The 22,444-nt window shown below is 37.5% G+C and carries 20 protein-coding genes and 1 pseudogene; 13 read left to right on the forward strand and 8 right to left on the reverse strand.

What is annotated here, in order from left to right; genetic code table 11:
• The first annotated feature begins 13 nt into the window (after positions 1–13).
• From truB to OVA16_RS01810, 7 genes and pseudogenes are all read left to right on the forward strand, one after another.
• Positions 14–754, forward strand: a complete 741-nt coding sequence (gene truB, locus OVA16_RS01780) for a tRNA pseudouridine(55) synthase TruB (protein WP_267763201.1) — start codon at positions 14–16, stop codon at positions 752–754.
• The gene (locus OVA16_RS01785) at positions 741–1,604 is read left to right on the forward strand and encodes a YitT family protein (RefSeq protein WP_267763202.1); all 864 of its coding nucleotides are present in this window, start codon (positions 741–743) and stop codon (positions 1,602–1,604) included. The genes truB and OVA16_RS01785 overlap by 14 nt, the downstream gene beginning before the upstream one ends.
• Positions 1,605–1,825: 221 nt before the next feature.
• Positions 1,826–2,862, forward strand: a pseudogene (locus OVA16_RS01790) (bifunctional riboflavin kinase/FAD synthetase).
• 86 nt (positions 2,863–2,948) lie between these two features.
• Positions 2,949–3,290 (forward strand): hypothetical protein, encoded by a 342-nt coding sequence (locus tag OVA16_RS01795; RefSeq protein WP_267763203.1) that lies wholly within the window; start codon positions 2,949–2,951, stop codon positions 3,288–3,290.
• Between the two features lie 57 nt (positions 3,291–3,347).
• Entirely contained in the window at positions 3,348–5,573 is a 2,226-nt protein-coding gene (locus tag OVA16_RS01800; protein ID WP_267763204.1) for a cation:proton antiporter, read from the forward strand.
• Positions 5,574–5,691: 118 nt separating this feature from the next.
• Positions 5,692–6,084 carry a group III truncated hemoglobin gene (locus tag OVA16_RS01805; RefSeq protein WP_267763205.1) on the forward strand — a complete coding sequence of 131 codons (393 nt, stop codon included), beginning with the start codon at positions 5,692–5,694 and terminating at the stop codon, positions 6,082–6,084.
• Positions 6,085–6,141: 57 nt separating this feature from the next.
• On the forward strand, positions 6,142–6,582 hold the full coding sequence (locus OVA16_RS01810; protein WP_267763206.1) for a hypothetical protein: 441 nt from the start codon (positions 6,142–6,144) through the stop codon (positions 6,580–6,582).
• 234 nt (positions 6,583–6,816) lie between these two features.
• Here the strand turns inward: OVA16_RS01810 and OVA16_RS01815 are convergent, their stop codons facing one another.
• Both OVA16_RS01815 and uvrA read right to left on the reverse strand, forming a co-directional pair.
• Entirely contained in the window at positions 6,817–7,470 is a 654-nt protein-coding gene (locus OVA16_RS01815; RefSeq protein ID WP_267763207.1) for a lysine transporter LysE, read from the reverse strand.
• Between the two features lie 113 nt (positions 7,471–7,583).
• Complete coding sequence (uvrA, locus tag OVA16_RS01820) at positions 7,584–10,385, reverse strand: excinuclease ABC subunit UvrA (protein WP_267763209.1); 2,802 nt, start codon at positions 10,383–10,385, stop codon at positions 7,584–7,586.
• Positions 10,386–10,810: 425 nt separating this feature from the next.
• Between uvrA and OVA16_RS01825 the strand changes: the two genes are divergently transcribed.
• The 3 genes from OVA16_RS01825 (at position 10,811) to OVA16_RS01835 (ending at position 13,029) form a co-directional block, all read left to right on the forward strand.
• Positions 10,811–11,398: an RNA polymerase sigma factor gene (locus OVA16_RS01825; protein ID WP_267765326.1), complete on the forward strand. Its 588-nt coding sequence runs from the start codon at positions 10,811–10,813 to the stop codon at positions 11,396–11,398.
• Between the two features lie 177 nt (positions 11,399–11,575).
• Positions 11,576–11,755, forward strand: a complete 180-nt coding sequence (locus tag OVA16_RS01830; protein WP_267763210.1) for a hypothetical protein — start codon at positions 11,576–11,578, stop codon at positions 11,753–11,755.
• Positions 11,756–11,877: 122 nt separating this feature from the next.
• On the forward strand, positions 11,878–13,029 hold the full coding sequence (locus OVA16_RS01835) for an MFS transporter (RefSeq protein ID WP_324288472.1): 1,152 nt from the start codon (positions 11,878–11,880) through the stop codon (positions 13,027–13,029).
• 82 nt (positions 13,030–13,111) lie between these two features.
• Here OVA16_RS01835 and OVA16_RS01840 read toward each other — a convergent pair whose 3' ends face one another.
• Together OVA16_RS01840 and sucD are read right to left on the reverse strand one after the other, a co-directional pair.
• Complete coding sequence (locus tag OVA16_RS01840) at positions 13,112–13,606, reverse strand: methionine-R-sulfoxide reductase (RefSeq protein ID WP_267763211.1); 495 nt, start codon at positions 13,604–13,606, stop codon at positions 13,112–13,114.
• 180 nt (positions 13,607–13,786) lie between these two features.
• Entirely contained in the window at positions 13,787–14,659 is an 873-nt protein-coding gene (sucD, locus tag OVA16_RS01845; protein WP_267763212.1) for a succinate--CoA ligase subunit alpha, read from the reverse strand.
• Between the two features lie 382 nt (positions 14,660–15,041).
• Between sucD and OVA16_RS01850 the strand changes: the two genes are divergently transcribed.
• Positions 15,042–15,743: a 4'-phosphopantetheinyl transferase family protein gene (locus OVA16_RS01850; protein ID WP_267763213.1), complete on the forward strand. Its 702-nt coding sequence runs from the start codon at positions 15,042–15,044 to the stop codon at positions 15,741–15,743.
• A gap of 136 nt (positions 15,744–15,879) precedes the next feature.
• On the opposite strand, the gene OVA16_RS01855 is transcribed toward OVA16_RS01850, so the two are convergent.
• Together OVA16_RS01855 and dctA are read right to left on the reverse strand one after the other, a co-directional pair.
• On the reverse strand, positions 15,880–17,004 hold the full coding sequence (locus tag OVA16_RS01855; protein WP_267763214.1) for a DUF4861 family protein: 1,125 nt from the start codon (positions 17,002–17,004) through the stop codon (positions 15,880–15,882).
• Positions 17,005–17,031: 27 nt separating this feature from the next.
• Positions 17,032–18,315, reverse strand: coding sequence for a C4-dicarboxylate transporter DctA (gene dctA / locus OVA16_RS01860; protein ID WP_267763216.1), 1,284 nt, complete (start codon positions 18,313–18,315; stop codon positions 17,032–17,034).
• Positions 18,316–18,538: 223 nt separating this feature from the next.
• Between dctA and OVA16_RS01865 the strand changes: the two genes are divergently transcribed.
• Positions 18,539–18,970: a hypothetical protein gene (locus OVA16_RS01865; RefSeq protein ID WP_267763218.1), complete on the forward strand. Its 432-nt coding sequence runs from the start codon at positions 18,539–18,541 to the stop codon at positions 18,968–18,970.
• 2 nt (positions 18,971–18,972) lie between these two features.
• Here OVA16_RS01865 and OVA16_RS01870 read toward each other — a convergent pair whose 3' ends face one another.
• On the reverse strand, positions 18,973–20,754 hold the full coding sequence (locus tag OVA16_RS01870; RefSeq protein ID WP_267763219.1) for an ABC transporter ATP-binding protein: 1,782 nt from the start codon (positions 20,752–20,754) through the stop codon (positions 18,973–18,975).
• A 172-nt stretch (positions 20,755–20,926) separates the two neighbouring features.
• Positions 20,927–21,688 (reverse strand): tRNA pseudouridine(38-40) synthase TruA, encoded by a 762-nt coding sequence (gene truA, locus OVA16_RS01875; protein WP_267763220.1) that lies wholly within the window; start codon positions 21,686–21,688, stop codon positions 20,927–20,929.
• Between the two features lie 248 nt (positions 21,689–21,936).
• On the opposite strand from truA, the gene OVA16_RS01880 reads away from it, so the two are divergent.
• A complete protein-coding gene (locus OVA16_RS01880) occupies positions 21,937–22,383 on the forward strand; it encodes a DUF4293 domain-containing protein (protein WP_267763221.1) in 447 nt (148 codons plus the stop codon).
• Positions 22,384–22,444: the final 61 nt, after the last annotated feature.

A 22,444-nucleotide genomic window follows, 5' to 3' on the forward strand; every position in this document is an offset into this window, starting at 1 on the left:
CTAAATAAATACTTTGCAAGCAAATATTACATTCCCAGACTTCAATTTTGCAGAAGGCGAACTTTTGCTCATTAATAAACCTTACCAATGGACTTCTTTCGACGTTGTTGGAAAAATCCGTAATTCGTTAAAGCCAGCAAAGTTAAAAGTTGGTCATGCTGGTACTTTAGATCCCTTAGCAACAGGCTTGTTGATTATCTGTACCGGAAAACTGACCAAGAAAATCGACACCTTCCAAGCAGAAGAAAAAGAATACACCGGAACTTTGGTACTGGGTGCTACTACCCCATCTTACGATATGGAAACCGAAGTAGATGCTACTTTTGATATTTCAAACATTAGCGAAGAGCAAATTTACGCTATCACCGAGCAATTTAAAGGCGATATCTCTCAATATCCGCCAGCACATTCTGCTGTAAAAGTAAATGGCGAACGCTTATACGTGAAAGCTCGTTTAGGCGAAGAAGTAGAATTGAAAAAGCGTTTTGTAACCGTTAATGAGTTTGAAATTACCCGAATTGCTTTACCCGAGGTAGATTTTAGAGTAGTTTGCAGCAAAGGCACTTACATACGCTCGCTAGTTTCTGATTTTGGCAAGGCATTAAACAATGGTGCTTACCTTTCTAAATTGACACGCACCCGCAGTGGCAACTTTTTATTGAGCAATGCGTTTGAGCTGCCCGCATTCATTGCTTATCTTCGTGATAAAAGAGAAGAAGCAAAAGCAAATACAGAAACCAATGAAAAAGCATAGCAAAAGTGAAAAAATACGCATGGCGAGAGAAATTCTCTTCATGTGTTTAGGCGTTATTTCTGCATGTTTTGGGCTAAAAAGTTTTTTAATGCCCGAGCATTTTATTGATGGTGGCGTAACTGGTATTTCGCTATTGGTAAGCACACTAACCGACTGGAATTTATCTTACCTCATCATCATCATCAATATTCCTTTTATTATTTTAGGCTATAAACAGATAGGTAGCGTTTTTGCATTTAAAACAGCTATCGCCATTGCGGCGCTTTCTTTGGGGTTAATTTTCATTCCGTTTGTACCCATTACCCACGAGAAAGTTTTGGTGGCCTTTTTTGGCGGGTTCTTTCTAGGCGGCGGTATAGGCTTGGCCATGCGTGGCGGCTGCGTAATTGATGGCACCGAAGTTTTAGCTTTGTACATCAGTAGAAAAAGTCAACTAACGGTAGGCAATATCATTTTTATCCTCAACATCATTATCTTCTTATTTGCCGCTTACTTTATTAATATCGATACCGCTTTATACGCAATCCTAACGTACCTATCGGCCACAAATACCATCGATTTTATTGTAAACCGCTTAGAGGCTTATACCGGAGTAACAATCATCTCTGAAGAAAATGAGACGATTAAGGCCTTTATCATTAACGAGATGAAACGAGGCGTAACTATTTACAAAGGCGAAGGTGGTTATTTGCAGAAAAAAGACATCGACATTATTTATACCGTAGTAACCAAGCTAGAATTGAGTAAACTACAAGATAAAATAAACGAAATTGACCCTAATGCGTTTGTTGTACAACAGCAAATTGCTGATTTAAAAGGCGGCGTGGTTAAACGTCAGGCTTTCCATTAAGATTAAACCACATGTACACATAGGATATTTTAGTTTAAAGAAATAGCAAATTGATAATGAAGAAATATAAATACGTTTTATCTAATATTGAAGTTAGAAAGATTATGTTTCTATGTGGCAAATAATAAGATTTAATTATTTTGAACCATCATGATTTTCAAATCAAAAAATAAACAAATAATCATGATAGCTCATCTCCATTAAATACAAGATATAGCTGAATGAAAATATATACCCAACTTTCGGAGTTTAAAAAATTAGATAACGCAGTAGTTACCATCGGTACTTTTGACGGCGTGCATTTTGGGCACCAAAAAATTATCAAAAGATTGTGCGAATTAGCAAAATCTTCAGGTGGAGAAACGGTTTTATTGACTTTTTCCCCCACCCGCGGATGATCATTGACCCTGAAAACCAGGACTTGAAAATGATTAATACGGTTGACGAAAAAGCGCAGATCTTAGCTAGTTTAGGTGTAGACCATTTAATTATCACGCCATTTACCAGAGATTTTTCTAATTTAAGTGCCGAAGAATACATTAAAAACATTTTGGTAGATGCCATTGGCACTAAGAAAATCATTATCGGTTACGACCATCGCTTTGGCAAAGATAGATTGGGCAATATTCAAACTCTAGCAGCAAATGCAGAAGTTTTTGGCTACAGCGTTGAGGAAATTCCAGAGCAAGATATTAACGATGTTGCCGTAAGCTCTACCAAAATCAGGAAAGCTTTATTAGATGGCGATGTTGCTTTAGCTAACAACTACTTAGGCTATGCATTTTCTATTTATGGCCCAGTAATTAAAGGCGATAAAATTGGAAGAACCATAGGTTTTCCTACAGCAAACATTTTTGTTGCCGAAACCTACAAATTAATTCCTGGCGATGGCATTTACGCAGTTACCGTAGAATTGGAGTCGGAGGTCGGAAGTCCGAAGTCCGAAGATAATAATACTCAATCTCACACGTCAAACAGTAAAACAAATAATTCTTTATTTGAACTTCCTACATCGGACATCAGACATCAGACTTACAAGGGAATGGCTTACATTGGGCAACGACCAACCATTAACGGTATGACACGCAACATAGAAGTAAACATCTTTGATTTCGACAAAGAGATTTACGGACAGAACATTAAGATGAGCTTCTTGGCTTTTTTAAGGCACGACGTGAAATTTACAGGATTAGAAGCCTTGAAAAAACAGTTACAGCAAGATAAAGAAGATACTTTGGCTTTTTTCGACGGCAAGTAACATCTTATTGTCGTTTTCTAATTAACAAAGGCCATTTATTGCTTTAAAGCTTCAAAAACCCAACATTTTTTTGTAATTTGTGGGCTATGAAGTATGTGTTGCTCTTTTTTGTTTGGTTAACGCTTTGCTACTCTTCGTTATCTGCTAACGAAACTGCATTGCCCTTGCAAAAAGAAACACAAATTAGCACAACTACTAAAGTAAGCCTCGGCAAAAAGAAAAAATCATCGAACTTTACGAAAATAAAAGTAAATTCTACCAAAGCACGACCATCATTTGCTCAAAGTATCTTACCAAACCTGCCTTTTAACATCAACACAAAACCAACGCTATCCATCACATTAAAAATCTTAGATTGGCGTATTCGCAAAAAATTCAGTTATCAATATATATTTAGCTACCTATATCCTAAACATGCCTTTTGGTAAATTTTGTTTCCATTTTTAATCATTAAAATTTAAACAACAAAACAACATTTTAGCCAGATGACACATTTACCTGTACTTATTGCAGATTTAGGATTGATACTTGCCGCTGGAGGCATTACTACTATTATATTTAAAAAAATCAAACAGCCACTAGTTTTAGGCTATATATTGGCTGGGGTAATTGTAGGTCCTCATCTTAATTTTACGCCTACCGTAACCGACCATAAAAGCATTACCACTTGGGCCGAAATTGGTGTAATTTTCTTACTTTTTAGCTTGGGGCTAGAGTTTAGCTTTAAGAAACTGGTTAAGGTTGGAGGCTCTTCGTCTATTACCGCTTTGGTAGAAATTATTGGAATGTGCTTAATTGGTTATTTTGCTGGCCAACTAATGGGCTGGAAAACCATGGACAGCATCTTCTTAGGTGCCGTACTTTCTGTTTCTTCTACAACAATTATCATTAGAGCCTTTGATGAACTGGGGGTAAAGCACAAAAAGTTCGCTAATCTGGTTTTTGGAGCACTGATTGTAGAAGATTTAGCTGCCATTTTAATTATGGTTTTACTCACTACGGTTGCCGTTAGTCAGCAATTTGAAGGTGCAGAAATGGTAGTGTCTATCTTAAAACTTAGTTTCTTTTTAATACTATGGTTTTTAGGTGGTATTTTCATCATCCCATCTTTTTTAAAATTAACCAAGAAGCTAATGAACGATGAAACCTTGCTCGTGGTGTCTTTAGCTTTATGTTTAGTAATGGTAATATTAGCGGTAAAAGTTGGGTTTTCTCCGGCGCTTGGGGCATTTATTATGGGATCCATTTTGGCAGAAACACCTCAAGCAGAAAAAATTGAGCACCTTACCAAATCCGTAAAAGATTTATTTGGGGCAGTATTTTTTGTTTCGGTGGGTATGTTAATAGACCCTAAAATTTTATTAGCCTATTGGCAGCCAATTTTAATAATTACAGGCATTACCATTGTGGGCAAACTAATTACTACAGGCAGCGGTGCTTTACTTTCTGGTCAGCCACTTAAAACATCGGTACAAACCGGGTTGAGTTTAACGCAAATTGGAGAGTTCTCTTTCATTATTGCCACTTTGGGTTTAACCTTAAAAGCAACTAGCGATTTCCTGTATCCTATTACCGTGGCCGTATCTGCAATAACTACGTTTACTACACCGTACCTTATCAAATATTCCGAAAACTTCTATAATTTTTTATCGAAGATACTTCCGCAAAAATGGCTTAATGCGATTAGTAGATACAGTAGCAGTACCGAAGGCATAACCACTTTAAGTGATTGGAAAATATTATTGAGATCGTACATTATCAATACCATTACCCACTCGGTAATTATCATCGCTGTGGTGGTTTTGGCATCCCGATACGTAAATCCTTTTATCATTAAAAACATTACCAACGGCACCAATGGTGTAATTATCAGTGTTTTTATTTCTTTCTTAATGATGTCGCCTTTTTTATGGGCACTTTCGGTAAGGCGTATAGAAAAAACCGCTTACTCGCATCTTTGGCTTAATAAAAAATATACCCGTGGCCCACTCATTGCCATAGAAGTTTTTAGAATTGCCTTAGGTGTATTTTTTGTAGGCTTTTTGATGTATGAGTTTTTTGATACCTGGGTAGCTGCCGGCATTGCACTTGGCTTAACCATTTTAGTAATGGTAATATTTTCTAGAAGGCTGCAAAGTTTCTACGAACGTATGGAAAACAGGTTTTTCTACAACCTTAATGCCAGAGAAACGGCTAAAAAACAACCAGAAATTTTACCTTGGGATACACATTTGCTCGAACTTACCGTAGCACCAGAATCAAAATTAGTAGGGCAAACCTTGGTAGATTTGGCAGTTAGGGAAAAGTACGGCATTAACATTGCCATGATTGAACGTGGCAAAATTATGATACCAACACCAAAACGTGACGAACGTTTATACCCTAACGATAAAGTTTTGGTAATTGGAACTGATGACCAGCTGGCAAGCGTTAAACATTTATTTGAGGGAGATCATACGGAAATAGAAGATGAGAATACCTTCCCAAAACAAGATATGTCTTTACAAAAAGTAGTGATCAACAGTAAATCTCCAGTGTTCGGACAAACCATCAGAGATAGTGGCATTAGGGAGAAAACTCAGGGCCTAGTGGTTGGTATCGAAAGAAACGGACAGCGTATCCTTAATCCAGATTCTAATTTGATTTTTGAAAATGAAGATATTGTGTGGATAGTTGGAAACAACAAGCGTATCCCAGAGTTACTGAAATAGTTTTCATTGTTTAACAATCATCCAACCGTAAAGTGAGTACTGTTAATCGATTTCGTGATTTGTATCAGAAAGAATAGCTGTGCTAAAACCTTAATTTTGTACATCCAATTTAAGAAAAATGGCATTAGCAGACATCAACAGCTTAGAAGATATTCAATTATTGGTAAATACCTTCTATTTGAGGGTTAGAGAAAACGAGTTGTTAGGTCCTATTTTTAACGAGCGTATTGGCGATAGATGGCCAGAACATTTAGAGAAGATGTATCGCTTTTGGCAGACTGTGCTACTAGAAGTACACACCTACACCGGTAGTCCTTTCCCACCACACGCCAAACTTCCGGTAAGCCAACTTCATTTTGATACCTGGCTAAGCTTATGGCACAGCACCATAGATGAATTTTTTACCGGAGAAAAAGCTACCGATGCCAAATGGCGAGGAGATAGAATGGCAGAGATGTTTATGTACAAGATAGAATATTACCGCAATAACGAGGCAAAACCATTGCTTTAAGCTGGCAGTATTAAGTTTGGAGTTTTCAGTAAAAAGTCTCAATACACAATACACAAAATGAATTCAAAGGTACAACAACCCATAGCAGTCATTTGCACTTTTACTTGGATCGGATTTGTATGCGCCATCAGTTTCTTAGAAGCTTGGCTAAAATTTAGAGCTCCTGGCGTAACATTACCCATTGGTTTAGGCATAGGCCGATTAGTTTTTGCAGCGCTGAATAAGGTGGAATGGGTATTTGCAATAACCATTCTATTCAGCAACATCAGAACCCTTAGAAAAATCTCCATTAGTCCATTTTACATCATCACATTACTTTTTCTGATTGTACAAACGGTATGGCTCTTGCCTGCATTAGATACCAGAGCAGAACTTTATATACAGGGTAAAGATGTGCCACATTCTTACCTGCATTTTTACTATGTTATTGCAGAAGGCATTAAAATTATTTTTTTGTTCATTTTCGGCACTAAGCTATTTAAGTTAGAGAAAAGCTAGTTCAATAATTCTTTTCTTCGCGTTTGTTGCGAATGCTTAGCAAAACTTTGGGGTAAAGAAGATAAACCGCGAAGACAATAAGAGTTCAGCAAAGACTGCAAAGTGGATACGGACTAACTTTGTTAATTAAACCTGATGGAAGCGGATATATCCCGATTTTTCATCGGGAATAGCAGCGAACAGCAGGGCTGAAATTTCCGATGAAAAACTATAGCACCTTTTCAAATAAAAACACTATCCAAAATGGATTATAATTTGCTTAACAACTAAATACAGCGCCAAACAATATAAAAAAATGGCAATACATTTATTAATTAGGCGGCTACTCAGTGTAAATTTTTCCTGAATAAATTTAGCAAAATAAGCGTAACCGTAAAGTGCCAACATAGAGCCTACGCCAGAGCCTATACTAAAGATAACCAATGATATATAATCTGTAGCAATCCACTCGTGTAAGATTACATAGTTGCCAAAAAACAACCAAAAAGGTATTTGTACTGGATTTAAAACGCCCAAAATAACACCATAAAGCACACTGCCTTTTCTACTATCTGTTGCCTTAGGCTGATTGACCTTATCTCGGTTAAGCCATGCTAAAGTACCCATTACCAAGAGTAACACCATCATAAACAAATCCACCAAAAAGCTCAACTGAAAGTTGCCCAACTTAATGCTATCAATGTCTACATCGCTAGAAATCCAGCGGGCAAAACGCATCATTCCGAAGGTAAAAAAAACCTCTATAGCAGAAAAAGCAAGGATAAACCCCCAAGCTTGGCGCATACCACGGTTAATGGTTAACTGTGCTAAAGTTAGGTTAATATTACCCGGCGGAATGTATCCCATCGCGTTAAGAGCAACACCAATTAGAAAGGTAACTACGAGCATTAGTCTAGAATTGTTGTATGGTTAAATTGTTTCATTGTTTGGTTTGATATAGACATTTGTAAGTAGAAAGTTTAGAGTTCTAATCTCAATACGCTATACTCAATTCTCAAATCTTAAGCTAAATGCGTTTTTAAAAACTGTCCGGTGTAAGAGTTTGCTACTTTCAACAAATCTTCTGGTTTACCTTCAAAAACAACGTTACCTCCTTTATCTCCACCTTCTGGACCAATATCAATTACCCAATCTGCACATTTAATCATGTCCATATTGTGCTCTATTACAATTACCGTACTGCCTTGCTCTATCAAAGTATTTAGCGCCTTTAATAGTTTCTTAATATCATGAAAATGCAAACCAGTGGTTGGCTCATCGAAAATAAAAACTGCCTTTTGCGCATTGTTCCCCTTAATTAAAAATGAAGCCAGTTTAATACGCTGCGCCTCGCCCCCAGATAAAGTATTTGACGATTGTCCTAAATGAACATAACCCAAACCAACATCTACCAAGGGTTGTAGCTTAGCCATTATTTTAGGTTCTTTTACAAAAAACTCAACCGCTTGGTCTATCGTCATATCTAAAATGTCAGACACGTTTTTATCCTGATAAGTTACATCTAACACCTGTTGTTTAAAGCGTTTACCACCGCAAGTTTCGCATGGCAAATAAATATCGGCCATAAACTGCATTTCAATTTTAACTTCGCCCTCGCCTTGGCAAACATCGCAACGGCCACCTTCTACGTTAAAAGAAAATGCTGCTGGTTTTAGCCCTGCGGCTTTTGCAGCTGGCAAGCCCGAAAACAAGGCCCTAACATCGTCCCAAGCTTTTACATAGGTTACCGGATTAGAACGAGAAGAACGACCAATTGGGTTCTGATCTACCATTTCTACCTGCTGCACCAAATCGATATTGCCGAAAATTCCATCGTAAGCCCCTGTTTGCTCGCCAGCATAATTACCAATGGCTTTTTGCAAAGCGGGATACAAAATCCGTTTGATTAAACTCGTTTTACCCGAACCAGAAACACCCGTAACGCAAGTGAACACACCCAAAGGAAATTTTACATTCACATTTTTTAAGTTATTTTCTCTGGCTCCTTTAATTAAAATATGATCTTTCCAGTTTCTACGCTTTTTAGGGATTTCTATACTATCTAGCCCTGCCAAATATCTGCCTGTAAGTGATTTTTTGTCTTTAATGATTTGATCGTAAGTGCCGCTGAAAACCAAATTTCCACCTTGTGTACCTGCTTCTGGACCAATATCAATCAAATGGTCGGCAGCTTTCATCATCTCCTCTTCGTGCTCTACCACCAAAACGGTGTTTCCCACGTTTCTTAACGACTCTAACACGCCAATTAAGCGGTGGGTATCGCGAGGGTGCAGGCCAATACTAGGCTCATCTAACACGTAAACAGAACCTACCAAGCTACTGCCTAGCGAAGTTGCTAGGTTAATACGCTGACTTTCGCCGCCAGATAAAGTATTTGATAGACGGTTTAAAGTTAAATAGCCCAAACCAACATTGTTAAGGTATAAAATGCGGCTACTAATTTCTGCCAGTAAACGTTTCGAGATTTTCTGCTCATTTTCGGTTAATGCCAACCCATCAAAAAATGGCAAGATGGTAGAAAGTGGCATCAGCACCAATTCTAAGATAGACTTACCACCCACTTTCACATAAGATGCATCCTTACGTAAACGTGTCCCTTTGCAATCTGGGCAGGTAGTTTTACCACGGTAACGCGATAGCATTACCCGATACTGAATTTTGTATGTCTGCTCTTCTAGTTCCTTAAAGAAATCATCCAGACCTCTGAAATACTTATTACCCGTCCAAAGCAATTGCTGTTGTTTTTCTGTGAGCTCGCTAAAGGAACGATGAATTGGAAAATCGAATTTATCAGCATTTTTAATAAATGCTTTAAGCCATTCGCCCATTTTTTCGCCACGCCAAGGAGCAATAGCATTATCGTATATACTCTTGCTTTTATCTGGAATTACCAAATCTTCGTCGATACCAATTACATTGCCATAACCCTCGCAACGTTTACAAGCACCGTAGGGGTTATTGAAACTAAAGAAATTGGGCGTAGGCTCCTCGAACTTCAAATCGTCTAACTCAAAACGGTCGCAAAAGAAAGTTCGTTTACCGACGTTTTCAATATAGCAATCTCCTTTACCTTCAAAAAAAGCAGTTTGCGCCGAGTCCGCAATGCGACTTAAAGTTTCATCATCGTGAGCAACCACAATACGGTCTATCAAAATAAATACCTGATCTGCTTCGGTCAGTTCTTCGTCTTTAATGGTATCATCTGCCAGCAAATCTTCTATTTTCTTGATATTGCCTAAGTAAGAAACTCGCAAAAATCCCTTTTGTAAAAGTACCGCTAGCTCTTCTTTTAATGTTCTATTATTTTGAGGATGCAATGGGCTGAAAATAGTTACCACTTCATCATCGGCCAGTGCCGCAACAAAATCTACAACTGTACTTACCGTATCTTTTTTTACCTCATTGCCCGAAATTGGGGAATAAGTTCTACCAATTCTAGAGTATAGTAATTTTAGGTAATCGTAAATTTCGGTAGAAGTACCTACCGTAGAACGCGGGTTCGAAGTAATTACTTTTTGTTCTATGGCAATGGCGGGAGCAATGCCTTTGATATAATCTACATCGGGCTTGTTCATACGCCCCATAAACTGGCGGGCATAGGCTGATAAGCTCTCTACATACCTACGTTGGCCTTCGGCGTATAGCGTATCAAATGCTAACGACGATTTGCCAGAACCAGACATTCCGGTAATTACTACAAACTTATTTTTAGGGATAGCTACATCAATATTCTTTAAATTGTGTACTCTAGCCCCTTTTATGATGATATGTTGATGTGGATCTTTCTCTAGTTCCTTGCTCATTGATAACCTCTCGATGTAATTTACAAAGATAGTTATAAAAGTTTGAGCAGGGAAGCCTGAACACCAACGATATAATTAAAAACTGGTCAGTTTGATGTCAATCATCATCTTATCTAATTACACCAATTATCACATTAAAGATTGGTACAAAATTTGACAATGTATACAAGCTTACGCAACGATATCGTAAGACAGCGCATTGATATTTAATTAACGTTAACAATAACCATTTTTAAAGTTTATTTGGGATTTTTAGATTTTTTAGCAATTTAATTCTTTGAATCTCATAAAAAAATGTTTCTTTTGAAACTGTAACAACAAAACAATAACTTATTCACTCACAAAAAACTAAAGGAGAAAAGCTATAGATTAAAAATTTACGTGTTTATTATTTAATAAAGATGGATTTAATCAAACACACTCCTATGAGGTTACAACAGGTTAGTGATCAGGATTTGGTGAAGTTATATATCGGCGGTGACGAAAGTGTTATCGAGGAACTTCTTCGTCGGCACAAGTCCAAAATTTTCACGTCAATTTATTTATTGGTTAAGGATCAATATCTCGCAGAAGACATTTTCCAGGATGCTTTTATCAAAGTAATTAACACCTTACGTTCTGGCAGGTATAACGAAGAAGGGAAGTTTTTACCCTGGGTAATGCGTATTGCACATAACTTGGTTATCGATTATTTTAGAAAAGAAAAGCGTACGCCAACCATTACCAGTGCCGATGGTACCGACGTGCTTAACCTGATACAAATTCACGAAGAAAGTGCCGAAGAACGTATGCTGAGAGAGCAAACACATGTAGATTTACGTAAAATGATACATCATTTGCCCGATGAGCAAAAAGAAGTTTTAATTATGCGCCACTACGCCGATTTGAGCTTTAAAGAAATTGCAGAACTTACCGATGTAAGTATCAACACCGCATTGGGGCGAATGCGCTATGCGCTAAGCAACCTACGCAAAATGATGAACGTTAAAGAAATAAGCGTAAGCCGCAGCTAAGTCACAAAAATGTTGCATTATGGTTTTTATGCGCTAATTCACTCCAATAAGGGTTAAACAAAGATTTAACTTATTGTTAATAGTAATTTTTAAAAAAATTAAAATTTAAGTACAATACTCGTGAAATAAAGGTCTTTAGCTTACGTTTAAAATCTAAACAAAAAGATATAAATGCGTATGACAAAAACCTTTACTCAAACCAACCTAAAAAAACTATCGAAACAGAATGCTTTAGAGCAAGGCGATAATTCTGACCAGAGCTTTTACAAAACCATCAAACCTAGCTTAGATGAGCTTTATAGAGAACCCTCTGATGAGACGATAGCAAAGATTTTAAAGCACGTTAAAAAGCGTTGAAAATGAAAGGTCCCGATGTAACAAAAATCGGGACTTTTTTTTTAACGTATTAATTAACCATATTGACAAAATCCTACAATAAAAACGGCTACCTTTGCTTAGTGTAAAAAAAACACTAAGAAATGTTAATTGATAAAAAACTTATTCCCCTTACCTTAGGAGGTTTAGGCATTGGCATTACAGAATTTGTAATGATGGGCCTACTTCCTGATATTGCTAAAGACCTTTCTATTACCATACCACAAGCTGGCCATTTAATTTCTGCTTATGCTTTGGGTGTTGTGGTTGGAGCACCAACTTTGGCCATTATATCGGCAAAATATCCACCAAAAAACATCCTTATTGCATTAATGGTTTTATTTACCGTATTTAATGCTGTTTCTGCTTTTGCACCTAGTTACTTTACGCTTTTTATTGCCAGGTTGTTTTCTGGTTTACCACATGGCGCTTTCTTTGGTGTAGGCTCTGTAGTAGCCAGTCGTATTGCGCCTAAAGGTAAACAAGCACAGGCTGTTTCCTTAATGTTTGCTGGGCTTACCATAGCTAATTTATTTGGCGTGCCACTAGGCACTTTTATTGGTCACAATTACTCATGGCGATATTCTTTCGGTATTGTTGCCATCGTAGGCCTTGTTACTTTGTTAAGCTTAAAATATTGGCTACCAGAACTACCAGCCGTTAAAAACAGAGATTTGAAAACAGAACTCAGCTTTTTTGCCAAACGCGAAGCTTGGATTATTATACTGATGATTTCTATAGGCACAGGAGGGTTATTCTGTTGGATCAGTTACATTGCTCCGTTAATGACCGACGTTGCTGGCTTTGCAGAAAGCAGTGTAACTTATATCTTAATGTTAGCAGGCTTAGGCATGTTGGTAGGCAACTTTTTGGGCGGTTATTTAGCCGATAAGTTTTCTCCAGCTAAGGCCTGCATAGCACTTTTACTTGCCATGTGCTTTATCTTAGTTATTGTCTTTTTTGTTTCGGCACATCCCATACTAGCTTTAATTACCACCTTTTTAACCGGCGCTATTGCCTTTGCTTCGGCAGCGCCCATACAAATGTTAATGATTAGAACCGCTAAAGATTCGGAAATGATTGCGGCATCTGCTAGTCAGGCTAGCTTTAATATTGGCAATGCCCTTGGTGCACTATTTGGTGGCTTGCCTCTGGTATACGGGTTAAGCTACAATTACCCTTCGCTAGTTGGGGCCGCAATGGCTTTAGTGGGTTCATTTTTCGCCTACTGGTTGATTAAGAGAATGAGTAAATGAGTAAATAATGATTGAATGAGTAAATACCAACGTATGCGTATACTTTTGCTGTTATTCACTCATTCAAAACTTAATCATTTAATTATTTCTTATCAGGCACAAAAGTCATAGAAATTGAGTTTACGCAATGACGGGTGTTTTTTGCAGTCAAAAATTCGCCAACAAAAACGTGTCCCAAATGCGCATCGCAATTGGCACATACAATTTCGGTACGCGAACCATCTGCATCCGGAATGCGTTTTACTGCTCCCTTAATTTCGTCATCAAAAGCTGGCCAGCCGCAATGGGCATCAAACTTAGTTTCCGAACGGTATAGCGGCGCATTACATCTCTTGCAGATATAGGTTCCTTTTTCGAAAAACTTATCGTATTTGCCGGTTCCGGGATATTCTGTTCCCTTGCCAACAATAACGTGTTCTTCTTCTTTTGTTAATTTATTCCATTCCATTTTTCTTGTTGTTTTTGAAGTTGCTTTAACCTCTTGTTTTTTTTCGGCAGATTGTTGTGCGCAAGCAGATACACTTATCGACACTAACAGCATCCATACCATCAATGTTTTATCGGCTATCAATTTCATATCTTATTTCGTTTTATTGATATACGGTTTAGCGTTGTATTTTGGATTTACCTACACAACTTATCAAACAAATATAACCAATAAGCGCATGGATTTTTTCATGTAGAAGTAAGATTTTGCACACAAAAAAAGCGTCCCGAATTTCGTCGGGACGCTTTTCTAAAATATATTTTGTCGAGACTATTTTTTCAACAAAGCAGCCATAGCAGCACCAATTTCGGCAGGGCTTTCTACAACCGTAATACCGCACTCACGCATAATTTTCATTTTTGCAGCAGCAGTATCGTCAGCGCCACCAACAATAGCACCAGCGTGGCCCATTCTACGTCCCGGAGGCGCAGTTTGACCAGCAATAAAACCAACAACTGGCTTAGTACCGTGTTCTTTAATCCAACGAGCAGCTTCAGCTTCCATGCCACCGCCAATTTCACCAATCATGATGATACCTTCAGTTTCTGGATCGTTCATTAACAACTCTACCGCTTCTTTAGTAGGTGTACCAATAATTGGATCGCCACCAATACCAATAGCTGTAGTAATACCCAAACCAGCTTTCACTACTTGGTCTACCGCTTCGTAAGTTAAAGTACCAGACTTAGAAACTACACCAACAGTACCTTTTTTGAAGATAAAACCTGGCATGATACCAATTTTAGCCTCATCGGCAGTAATTACACCTGGGCAGTTAGGGCCAATTAAACGGCAATCTTTATCTGCAATATAAGATTTTACAGCAATCATATCCTTTGTAGGGATACCTTCTGTAATACAAACAATCACTTTAATACCGCCTTCAGCAGCTTCCATAATGGCATCCGCAGCAAATGCAGGAGGTACGAAAATAATAGACACATTAGCACCAGCTTTATCAACAGCATCCTTAACCGTGTTAAACACGGGCCTGCCTAAATGTTCCTGACCGCCCTTGCCTGGAGTTACCCCACCAACAACGTTCGTACCGTAAGCTATCATTTGCTCAGCGTGGTAAGTACCTTCATTACCGGTAAACCCCTGAACAATTACTTTTGAATCTTTATTTACTAAAACACTCATTGTATCTATTTTTTTTGTTGTGCAAACTTAAACTAATTGCAACGGAATGTCAACTGTAAAACACAGATAATTTGTCACATCGGCGTTTATTTACATAAAAACTTGCGGCACTTAACCTATAACATAAATTTTTGAAAAACAATGGCAGTAATTCTTTTGCTATTGCAGCCCCGCTGACCGCTTTATCCCGATGAAACCTGTGCAACAAGCAAGCATACCATAAAACAGTAAAAACAGATGCTTAAATCGGGATGCTCGCTATCATCGGGTTTAACCAACAAAGGCAAACGTTCTTGGCAAACAAAAAACAAAATGTCCAATTTCAAGAAATTTAACGATATTTACCTCATCAGCCCAAGGGCTAAAACTAACAAAACTAAAAATGATAGACACCCTGTTAAGCTATAACTTTGCATGGAAACCATACAGCGTTGAACAACCGTTAGCTACAGACAAAACTCACATTTTCCGAATTTCTGTCGATAATTATTTCCCAAAAATCAAAAGGCAGCTTGCCGAAGTGCTATCAGACCGCGAACAAGAAAAAGCGGGCAGAATGTTTATCCAAAAAGACAAAGAACGGTATGTAGTGAGTAAATTTTGCCTTCGCACTATCCTTAGTTTTTGTTTAAAAACAGCTCCTCACGAAATCGATTTTATATTTCACGACCATAAAAAACCCACGGTAAACGGCATTGAGTTTAACATTAGCCATACCGGCGATTACGTACTGATTGCCATTAGCCCTAAACCAGTTGGCATAGATGTAGAATACCTTAATCGAGAATTTGATTTTAAATCAATATTAGACATCACTTTTTCTAAAAACGAGATAGAGTTTATAGGCAATAAAGACATAGACCCTACTAATTTTTATGTGATGTGGACTAGAAAAGAAGCATTGCTAAAAGCCAGTGGCGAGGGAGTTAGCGATAACCTACACCTTATCGAGTGTTTAGAAGAACATTTAGAAAGAGAAAAAGAGGTCTTTAAAATGCGTACGTTTATGATTGAAGAAAACTACGTAGCCAGCATAGCCACCACGCTAGACCAAAAAGAACTCATGTTTTGGAATTGGGTTTAGTGCATTAAATCTTTCAAACAGTAGTGATTTGCACCTGATAAGCGTAAACATTAGCAAAGAAATATTTAATTCGAAATTCTTAAGGTAAATGCAAAGCCCCAATCAAAAAAATTGGGGCTTTGCATTTATTCTTTCGCTATTTTACTTTAACCTTTAAAGGTTTAGCCAACTTTTGCTTAAAGTCTCGCAAATAAGCTAACCATTCTTGTTCGGTTTTAATTTCGCCCTGTTTATCCCACACGCCGCCGTTATAGTAAACAATTGGTTTTTGGCTAGCCAAGGTAAGCAGATTTAAAATTTGTCCTTCACTTTCGAAAACTTGCTCAAAAGATTTTGAAGTTAATGCAGCAACACCAATAGTTCCATTTTTTGGATCGGTTTTTTGCCAATAATAGCTAATACCTTCCTTTGCATTCATATATTTATTGCCATTAGGCTGTTTAACAGTTACTAAGCCAATAGCCATTTTTTGTTGCTGATTATCGCTATCCAACAAAATGATTTCCACCTTGTTAAGTCTACTACCGGCATCTAAAGTGTATTTTTTACGCAGTTTTATCATTTCTCCGGCCACGTCAACCGCATCAAAATCAAGCATAAAACTACTTCTTAACGGCCCGTTATCAAGTACCTCATACTTTCTATAGTGTTTTGGATAAATAATTTTGCCATTGGCGAAAGGGGCAATATCTCCAGCGCCTAAAGTCATCCCAACCGAGTAATAATCTAAGCCATCTCCATGGTCGGTATGGTAATCGCCACTTTTATACCATTTATTTACAATCAACTTTTCGGTACGTTTAGCCCAAATATCCAATCCTTGTGCATCATCGGCTGTGCCTTCTAATGCCTTTCCGTACAGTCTAAATGCCACTTTATCGTTTTCCCAAGCAAAATCGTCTTTACGTTCTGGTACGTAACGGGCATAAGTTTTAGGCGTTATTGCCTTAGGCTTGCCTGCTACCACATTTAACGTAATAACTTCTTTTGGTGCCAAGCTTACCTGCAACAACAACTGATGTATAGGATGCCCATGCATTTCTAATTGGTAAGGAATTTCGGCATTGGTAGCCGCATTAAGCACTTTAAAATTTGCGGTATCTATTTTAGGATAACGAGCTAGTATTTTACGCCACGAAATTTCTACTATCTCATTTTTTCGAGGTAAATGCGAAGGATTTTCTACGGTTACCGTTACTAAAGGTTGCTGTGCGTAAGATAATGTTGAGCTAAGTGCTAAAATCAAGAATAAAAACCTCATGAAATGTATCTATTAAATTTATAATGTTTATTGGTCTAGTAAGTTTTCTTCCTCGGCGCTTTCTATTGAGGCGGGGCTAACGGCTAGCAGATATTTCTCTTCATCAAATTCGTTTTCGCTCTTGGCAATTACAATAGCGGCAATACCATTGCCTATCATGTTGGTAATTGCCCTAGCTTCACTCATAAATCTGTCTACTCCTAGTAAAATGGCAATATGTTCTACAGGCATAATCTTTAAAGCAGTTAATGTACTTGCCAACACAATAAAACCGCTGCCGGTTACGCCCGCAGCGCCTTTGCTGGTTACCATTAAAACTAGCATTACGGTAACTTGTTCTCCAAGTGTTAAATTTATACCGAAAACCTGTGTTAAAAAGATCACAGCCATAGCCAAATAAATGGCCGTACCATCTAGGTTAAAAGAATATCCTGTTGGGATAACCAAGCCCACTACCGATTTTTCGCAGCCAATATCTTCCATCTTTTTCATCATACTTGGCAATACCGACTCTGAAGATGAGGTACCCAACACAATTAAAATTTCTTGGCGAATGTACTTTAGGTACTTCCACAAACTAAATTTGTAATAGCGACAAATGGCATTTAAAATTACAAAAATGAAGAGAAAACAAGTGATGTACACAGCACCCATTAATTTGGCCATTGGCAAGAGCGTGTGCAAACCAAACTTACCAACGCTGTAAGCCATACCACCGAAAGCACCAAGCGGGGCCAAGCGCATGATTACTTTCATCATGTTAAACAGCACTTTGGCAATTTTATCAAAAGTAACCAATAGCGATTGCCCAGTTGAGCCCATTTTACTTAAACCGTAACCAAACAAAATTGCAAAAACCAGAATCTGTAAAATCTCGCCCTTAGAAAAAGCCTCGAAAATATTTCTAGGAAAAATATGCGCAATAAACTCTAACCAATTGATAGAACCCGCCTGTGATGTATACTGTGCTATCTTAGCTACATCGCCTTCTGGCACTTTTACACCTACGCCAGGCTTTAACACATTGGCAACCAACAATCCAATAGCAATAGCCACGGTAGTTACAATTTCGAAGTAAAGCAATGCCTTTCCGCCAACAATACCTACCTTTTTCATATCGCCCATGTGGGCAATGCCCAAAACAATGGTAAAGAAAATAATTGGTGCAATTAGCATACTAATCATATTGATAAAACTCTTGCTAATGAGCTCGGCATGAGGAGCAAACCCCGGGTAAAACACACCTACTAAAACTCCTAGCGAGATGGCAAAAAGCACTTGAAAAGTAAGGTTGGAAACTATTTTCTTCATTTTTGGTTTTGGTTTGAAGTTGGGAATATAGAAACAATTTTTAATTTTTTTTAATAATTAAATACCAATAGTATAAAAAAGATTAAACTTTGATAAAAAAGCACAAACAATTTTGTTTGTATATTCCTTCTATAAAAGCATCTTCTTCTGTTGAAGAAAGATCAACAATTCGTTGTTTAGATTAACAACGAATTTATCTAAGTTTGCATACATCAAAAAAATAATGGATAGGATTAAGTTTGTTTTATTAGGTTTGCTAAGCATTGGCATTATTGGTTACGCTTGTAAAAAAGAGCCTGTAAACCAAAAGCTTTTTGTAGAACGTTATTTAACCGGAACAGATTTTACCAGATGGCCTATCCAATCTTATGTAAGGCTGGAGCTTAAAAACGCAGATACGCTGCTTAAAGATTCCATTGATTTACCCGTTGATACAGCCATCTTTAATAGCAACCTAAAGTTTATAAAAGGAGTGGACACACTTGGCTTTACGATTGATGAAACGGGCGAAAACATTACTTTTACAACCCAACCAGACAGCACTTGGAAAATAGATTACCTGCGTACATCAACATTTAAACTGGTACACGAACGTAAAGAAAATGTAGGGACAGATGTGATGGTTTACAAAATTGAACAGGTTTTTAAAAAATAAACCTATTTCGCAATGCCTACAGAAGAAAATTGCAGATCGTACAAACGTTTGTAATAGCCATCTAGTTTTAACAATTGCTGGTGCGTTCCTTTCTCTTTAATTTCGCCTTTATCTAAAACAATAATTAGATCTGCTTTTTGTATGGTAGATAAACGGTGGGCAATTACAATAGAAGTTCTATCTTCCATCAATTTATCAATAGCATTTTGGATGATCAGCTCGGTTTCAGTATCTACAGATGAGGTAGCTTCATCTAAAACCAAGATAGCTGGCTTATAAACCAAAGCCCTAATGAAAGAAATCAGCTGTGCTTGCCCTGCCGAAAGTGTAGCCCCACGTTCCATTACGTTGTAATGATAGCCGCCCGGCAAACGCTCAATAAAACCATGTGCACCTACTTTTTTTGCGGCATCTACTACTTCATCAAAACTTATCTCAGGATTATTTAAGGTAATGTTATTAAAAATAGTATCCGAAAAAAGGAAAACATCTTGTAAAACGGTGGCTATATTTTTACGCAAATACGCCAGTTGGTAGTCTTTTATAGCAACACCATCTATAGCAATGCTCCCCTTTTGGATTTCGTAAAAGCGATTAAGTATATTGATGGTTGATGATTTTCCAGCTCCTGTAGCGCCAACCAAAGCAACGGTTTGGCCCGAGGCAACTTCAAATGAAATATCTTTCAGCACATATTTTGGCGCTGCTTCTTGGTCTTGGTCGTAACTAAACCAAACATGCTTAAAAGAAATATTTCCTGTCAGTTTTTGTGGCGCCAAGGTGCCTATATCTTCTGTTTGCTCTTGTGTATCTAGCACCTTAAACACACGCTCGGCACCAACCATTCCCATTTGTAGGGTATTAAATTTATCTGCCAGCTCGCGAATAGGCCTAAACAACATGTTAATAAACATGATGAAAGTAGTAATGATACCTGGCTCTATGGTAGGGTTGTTAAGGATGGTTTTAGATCCATACCAAATCAACAAGCCTAGAGACATGGCCGAAATCAGTTCTACTACAGGAAAGAAAATTGAATAATACCAATTAGAACGAATGTTGGCATCGCGATAGCGAACATTGATTTTTTCGAATTTTTTGTACTCTTGTTCTTCTCTCGCAAAATATTGTATAATGGCAATACCGCTGATATGCTCTTGCAAGAAAGTATTTAAGTTAGCAACTTCGACCCTTACTTCTTGAAAAGCTACTTTAATGGCCTTTTGGAAAATGCGGGTTGCAATAATTAACAAAGGCATGGGAACGAGCACTGCTAGGGTAAGCTTCCAGTCCATGTAAAACATAATGCTCGTTATTACAATTACTTGTAGCAAATCGCCAATCATGGCTATTAAACCTTCAGAAAAGATATCGGCAATGGTTTCCAAATCAGAAACTGTACGAGTAATGAGTTGCCCAATAGGTGTTTTATCGAAAAATTTAAGCCTTAATTTGGTAATATGATTAAATACATTGATCCGCAAATCTTTAATGGCCGATTGACCTAATTTATTGGTAAGTAAAGTGTGTGCATATTGGAAAGCTGTTTGGAAAACCAACAACACCAACATCAAGATAGTAATATTGACCAAGCCGGTATAATTGCCTTTTAAAATATGCTGATCTAGTGTAAAACCAACCAACATGGGGCGAACTGGAGCAATAGCCGCCAACAGAAGAGTTAACAAGACAGACCACACAAAGGTAGCTCGATAGGGCTTCACATAGGCCATTACCCGTTTCAGTAAGCTAAAATTAAATGCGTCTCCTGTTACTTTTGACATTTTCTCAGTTTTGAATGACTAAATTTTGAATGACTAAATGAGTAAATATTTACAAAGCGGTTAGCCCATCATTTCTTCATTTTCTCATTTTCTCAGCTTTGAATGACTAAATTTTGAATGACTAAATGAGTAAATATTTACGAAGCGGTTAGCACATCATTTTTTCATTTTCTCATTTTCTCATTTTAATATACGGATATTCTACCGCTACCAAATATAGCCCGCAGGCCGGTACCGATTGTCCGGCTTTACTTCTATTTTTGCTTAAAATAATTTCTTCTACAGCACCTACCTCAATATCGCCTTTGCCCACCATTACCAAAGTGCCCATAATTGCCCGCACCATGTTTCGCAAAAACCTGTCGGCTTTAATAGTAAAAACTAAGCTTTCGCCTTGCGTTTCGAATTTAGCAGAGCTGATTTTACAATTGTTGGTAAAAGTTTGCGTGTTAGATTTACTGAAGCAAGAAAAATCTCTATGCTTTAATAAAATTTGCGCAGCTTCATTCATTTTTTGCATATCTAAAGTTCCTTTATATAACCAAGAGCTTTCTAGTTTAAAAGGATTTTTTTTAAAATGCAGGTAATATTTATATTCCCTAGCGGTGGCATCAAAACGAGCGTGTGCGTCTGGTGCTACTTCAAAAATGGAAGCTATTGCAATGCTGTAAGGCAACATCGCATTTATTCCAGCTACTGCTTTTACAAGCTGTTGTTCGCTTACCGCTACCAAATCAAAATGAGCATAAAACTGGGTGGCGTGTACACCAGCATCAGTTCTACCGCAACCTAAAGATATTATTTCTTGCCTAAAATAAGTACTTAATGCTTTATCTAAACATTCTTGCACAGTAATGCCATTGGGCTGGGTTTGCCAACCATGAAAATCGGTGCCGTTATAGCTTAGTTCAACAAAATATCGCTTTGTTTCCAATGTTGCAAAAGTAAGGAACAGTTGTCAGTTTTCTGTTAACAGTTATCAGTTTTGTTTCATCGAGTGCTAAGGTATTAGCGAAGTGCCAAAGTTAAACCACAAAAGACACAAAACTATCACAAAAATAGCAGCCGTTTATTGTTGAAGCCCCCATTTGGAAATTTAGAACAACGATTAACAAATTAAACAGTTAGCCGATTAACCAAACAATAGGACAATTAAACAATTAACCTTAATTTTGTGCCATTATGATACAGAGAATTCAATCTATTTGGCTTTTACTAGCCGCAATTACCATTGTATGCTTGTTAATAGTGCCTACCATTGGCGTAGCTGCCAACAATGGATACTATACATTAAATGGTTTCGGACTACAATTAGAGGGAGCAAAAGAGCAAGTTAAAAACATTCCACTTTTGGTAAGCATTATTTTAGCTGGGCTAATTAGTTTCATTAATATCTTTAACTTTAGAAACAGGAAGTTGCAGATCCGCATTGCTTCGTTAAATATCTTTTTAATCTTGGCTTTATCATTTTGGTTATCTCGAATTATCAATGGTATCCAGGGTATAAAAACACTTGATATTGAACCCGGATTACTGTTGCCCTTAGTGGCTATTATTTTTACTTTATTGGCCATTAGGGGAATTAAGCAAGATGAAAAGCTAATTCGTTCTGCCGACAGATTACGATAAAACATTGAAGTTGTAAGATTTAATTGACTGTTTACTAGATTTTTACTACTTTTAACCGTAA

Source organism: Pedobacter sp. SL55 (genome assembly GCF_026625705.1).
Lineage (GTDB): Bacteria > Bacteroidota > Bacteroidia > Sphingobacteriales > Sphingobacteriaceae > Pedobacter.

What these genes read in the sequence shown, in the direction of transcription:
- sucD (WP_267763212.1), bottom strand. Translation starts at nt 14,659, where the DNA reads ATGAGTGTTTTAGTAAATAAAGATTCAAAAGTAATTGTTCAGGGGTTT.
- OVA16_RS01825 (WP_267765326.1), top strand. Translation starts at nt 10,811, where the DNA reads ATGAGGTTACAACAGGTTAGTGATCAGGATTTGGTGAAGTTATATATC.
- OVA16_RS01835 (WP_324288472.1), top strand. Translation starts at nt 11,878, where the DNA reads ATGTTAATTGATAAAAAACTTATTCCCCTTACCTTAGGAGGTTTAGGC.
- OVA16_RS01855 (WP_267763214.1), bottom strand. Translation starts at nt 17,004, where the DNA reads ATGAGGTTTTTATTCTTGATTTTAGCACTTAGCTCAACATTATCTTAC.
- OVA16_RS01880 (WP_267763221.1), top strand. Translation starts at nt 21,937, where the DNA reads ATGATACAGAGAATTCAATCTATTTGGCTTTTACTAGCCGCAATTACC.
- OVA16_RS01810 (WP_267763206.1), top strand. Translation starts at nt 6,142, where the DNA reads ATGAATTCAAAGGTACAACAACCCATAGCAGTCATTTGCACTTTTACT.
- OVA16_RS01785 (WP_267763202.1), top strand. Translation starts at nt 741, where the DNA reads ATGAAAAAGCATAGCAAAAGTGAAAAAATACGCATGGCGAGAGAAATT.
- OVA16_RS01850 (WP_267763213.1), top strand. Translation starts at nt 15,042, where the DNA reads ATGATAGACACCCTGTTAAGCTATAACTTTGCATGGAAACCATACAGC.
- OVA16_RS01805 (WP_267763205.1), top strand. Translation starts at nt 5,692, where the DNA reads ATGGCATTAGCAGACATCAACAGCTTAGAAGATATTCAATTATTGGTA.
- uvrA (WP_267763209.1), bottom strand. Translation starts at nt 10,385, where the DNA reads ATGAGCAAGGAACTAGAGAAAGATCCACATCAACATATCATCATAAAA.
- OVA16_RS01800 (WP_267763204.1), top strand. Translation starts at nt 3,348, where the DNA reads ATGACACATTTACCTGTACTTATTGCAGATTTAGGATTGATACTTGCC.
- dctA (WP_267763216.1), bottom strand. Translation starts at nt 18,315, where the DNA reads ATGAAGAAAATAGTTTCCAACCTTACTTTTCAAGTGCTTTTTGCCATC.
- OVA16_RS01870 (WP_267763219.1), bottom strand. Translation starts at nt 20,754, where the DNA reads ATGTCAAAAGTAACAGGAGACGCATTTAATTTTAGCTTACTGAAACGG.
- OVA16_RS01840 (WP_267763211.1), bottom strand. Translation starts at nt 13,606, where the DNA reads ATGAAATTGATAGCCGATAAAACATTGATGGTATGGATGCTGTTAGTG.
- OVA16_RS01815 (WP_267763207.1), bottom strand. Translation starts at nt 7,470, where the DNA reads ATGCTCGTAGTTACCTTTCTAATTGGTGTTGCTCTTAACGCGATGGGA.
- OVA16_RS01795 (WP_267763203.1), top strand. Translation starts at nt 2,949, where the DNA reads ATGAAGTATGTGTTGCTCTTTTTTGTTTGGTTAACGCTTTGCTACTCT.
- OVA16_RS01830 (WP_267763210.1), top strand. Translation starts at nt 11,576, where the DNA reads ATGACAAAAACCTTTACTCAAACCAACCTAAAAAAACTATCGAAACAG.
- OVA16_RS01865 (WP_267763218.1), top strand. Translation starts at nt 18,539, where the DNA reads ATGGATAGGATTAAGTTTGTTTTATTAGGTTTGCTAAGCATTGGCATT.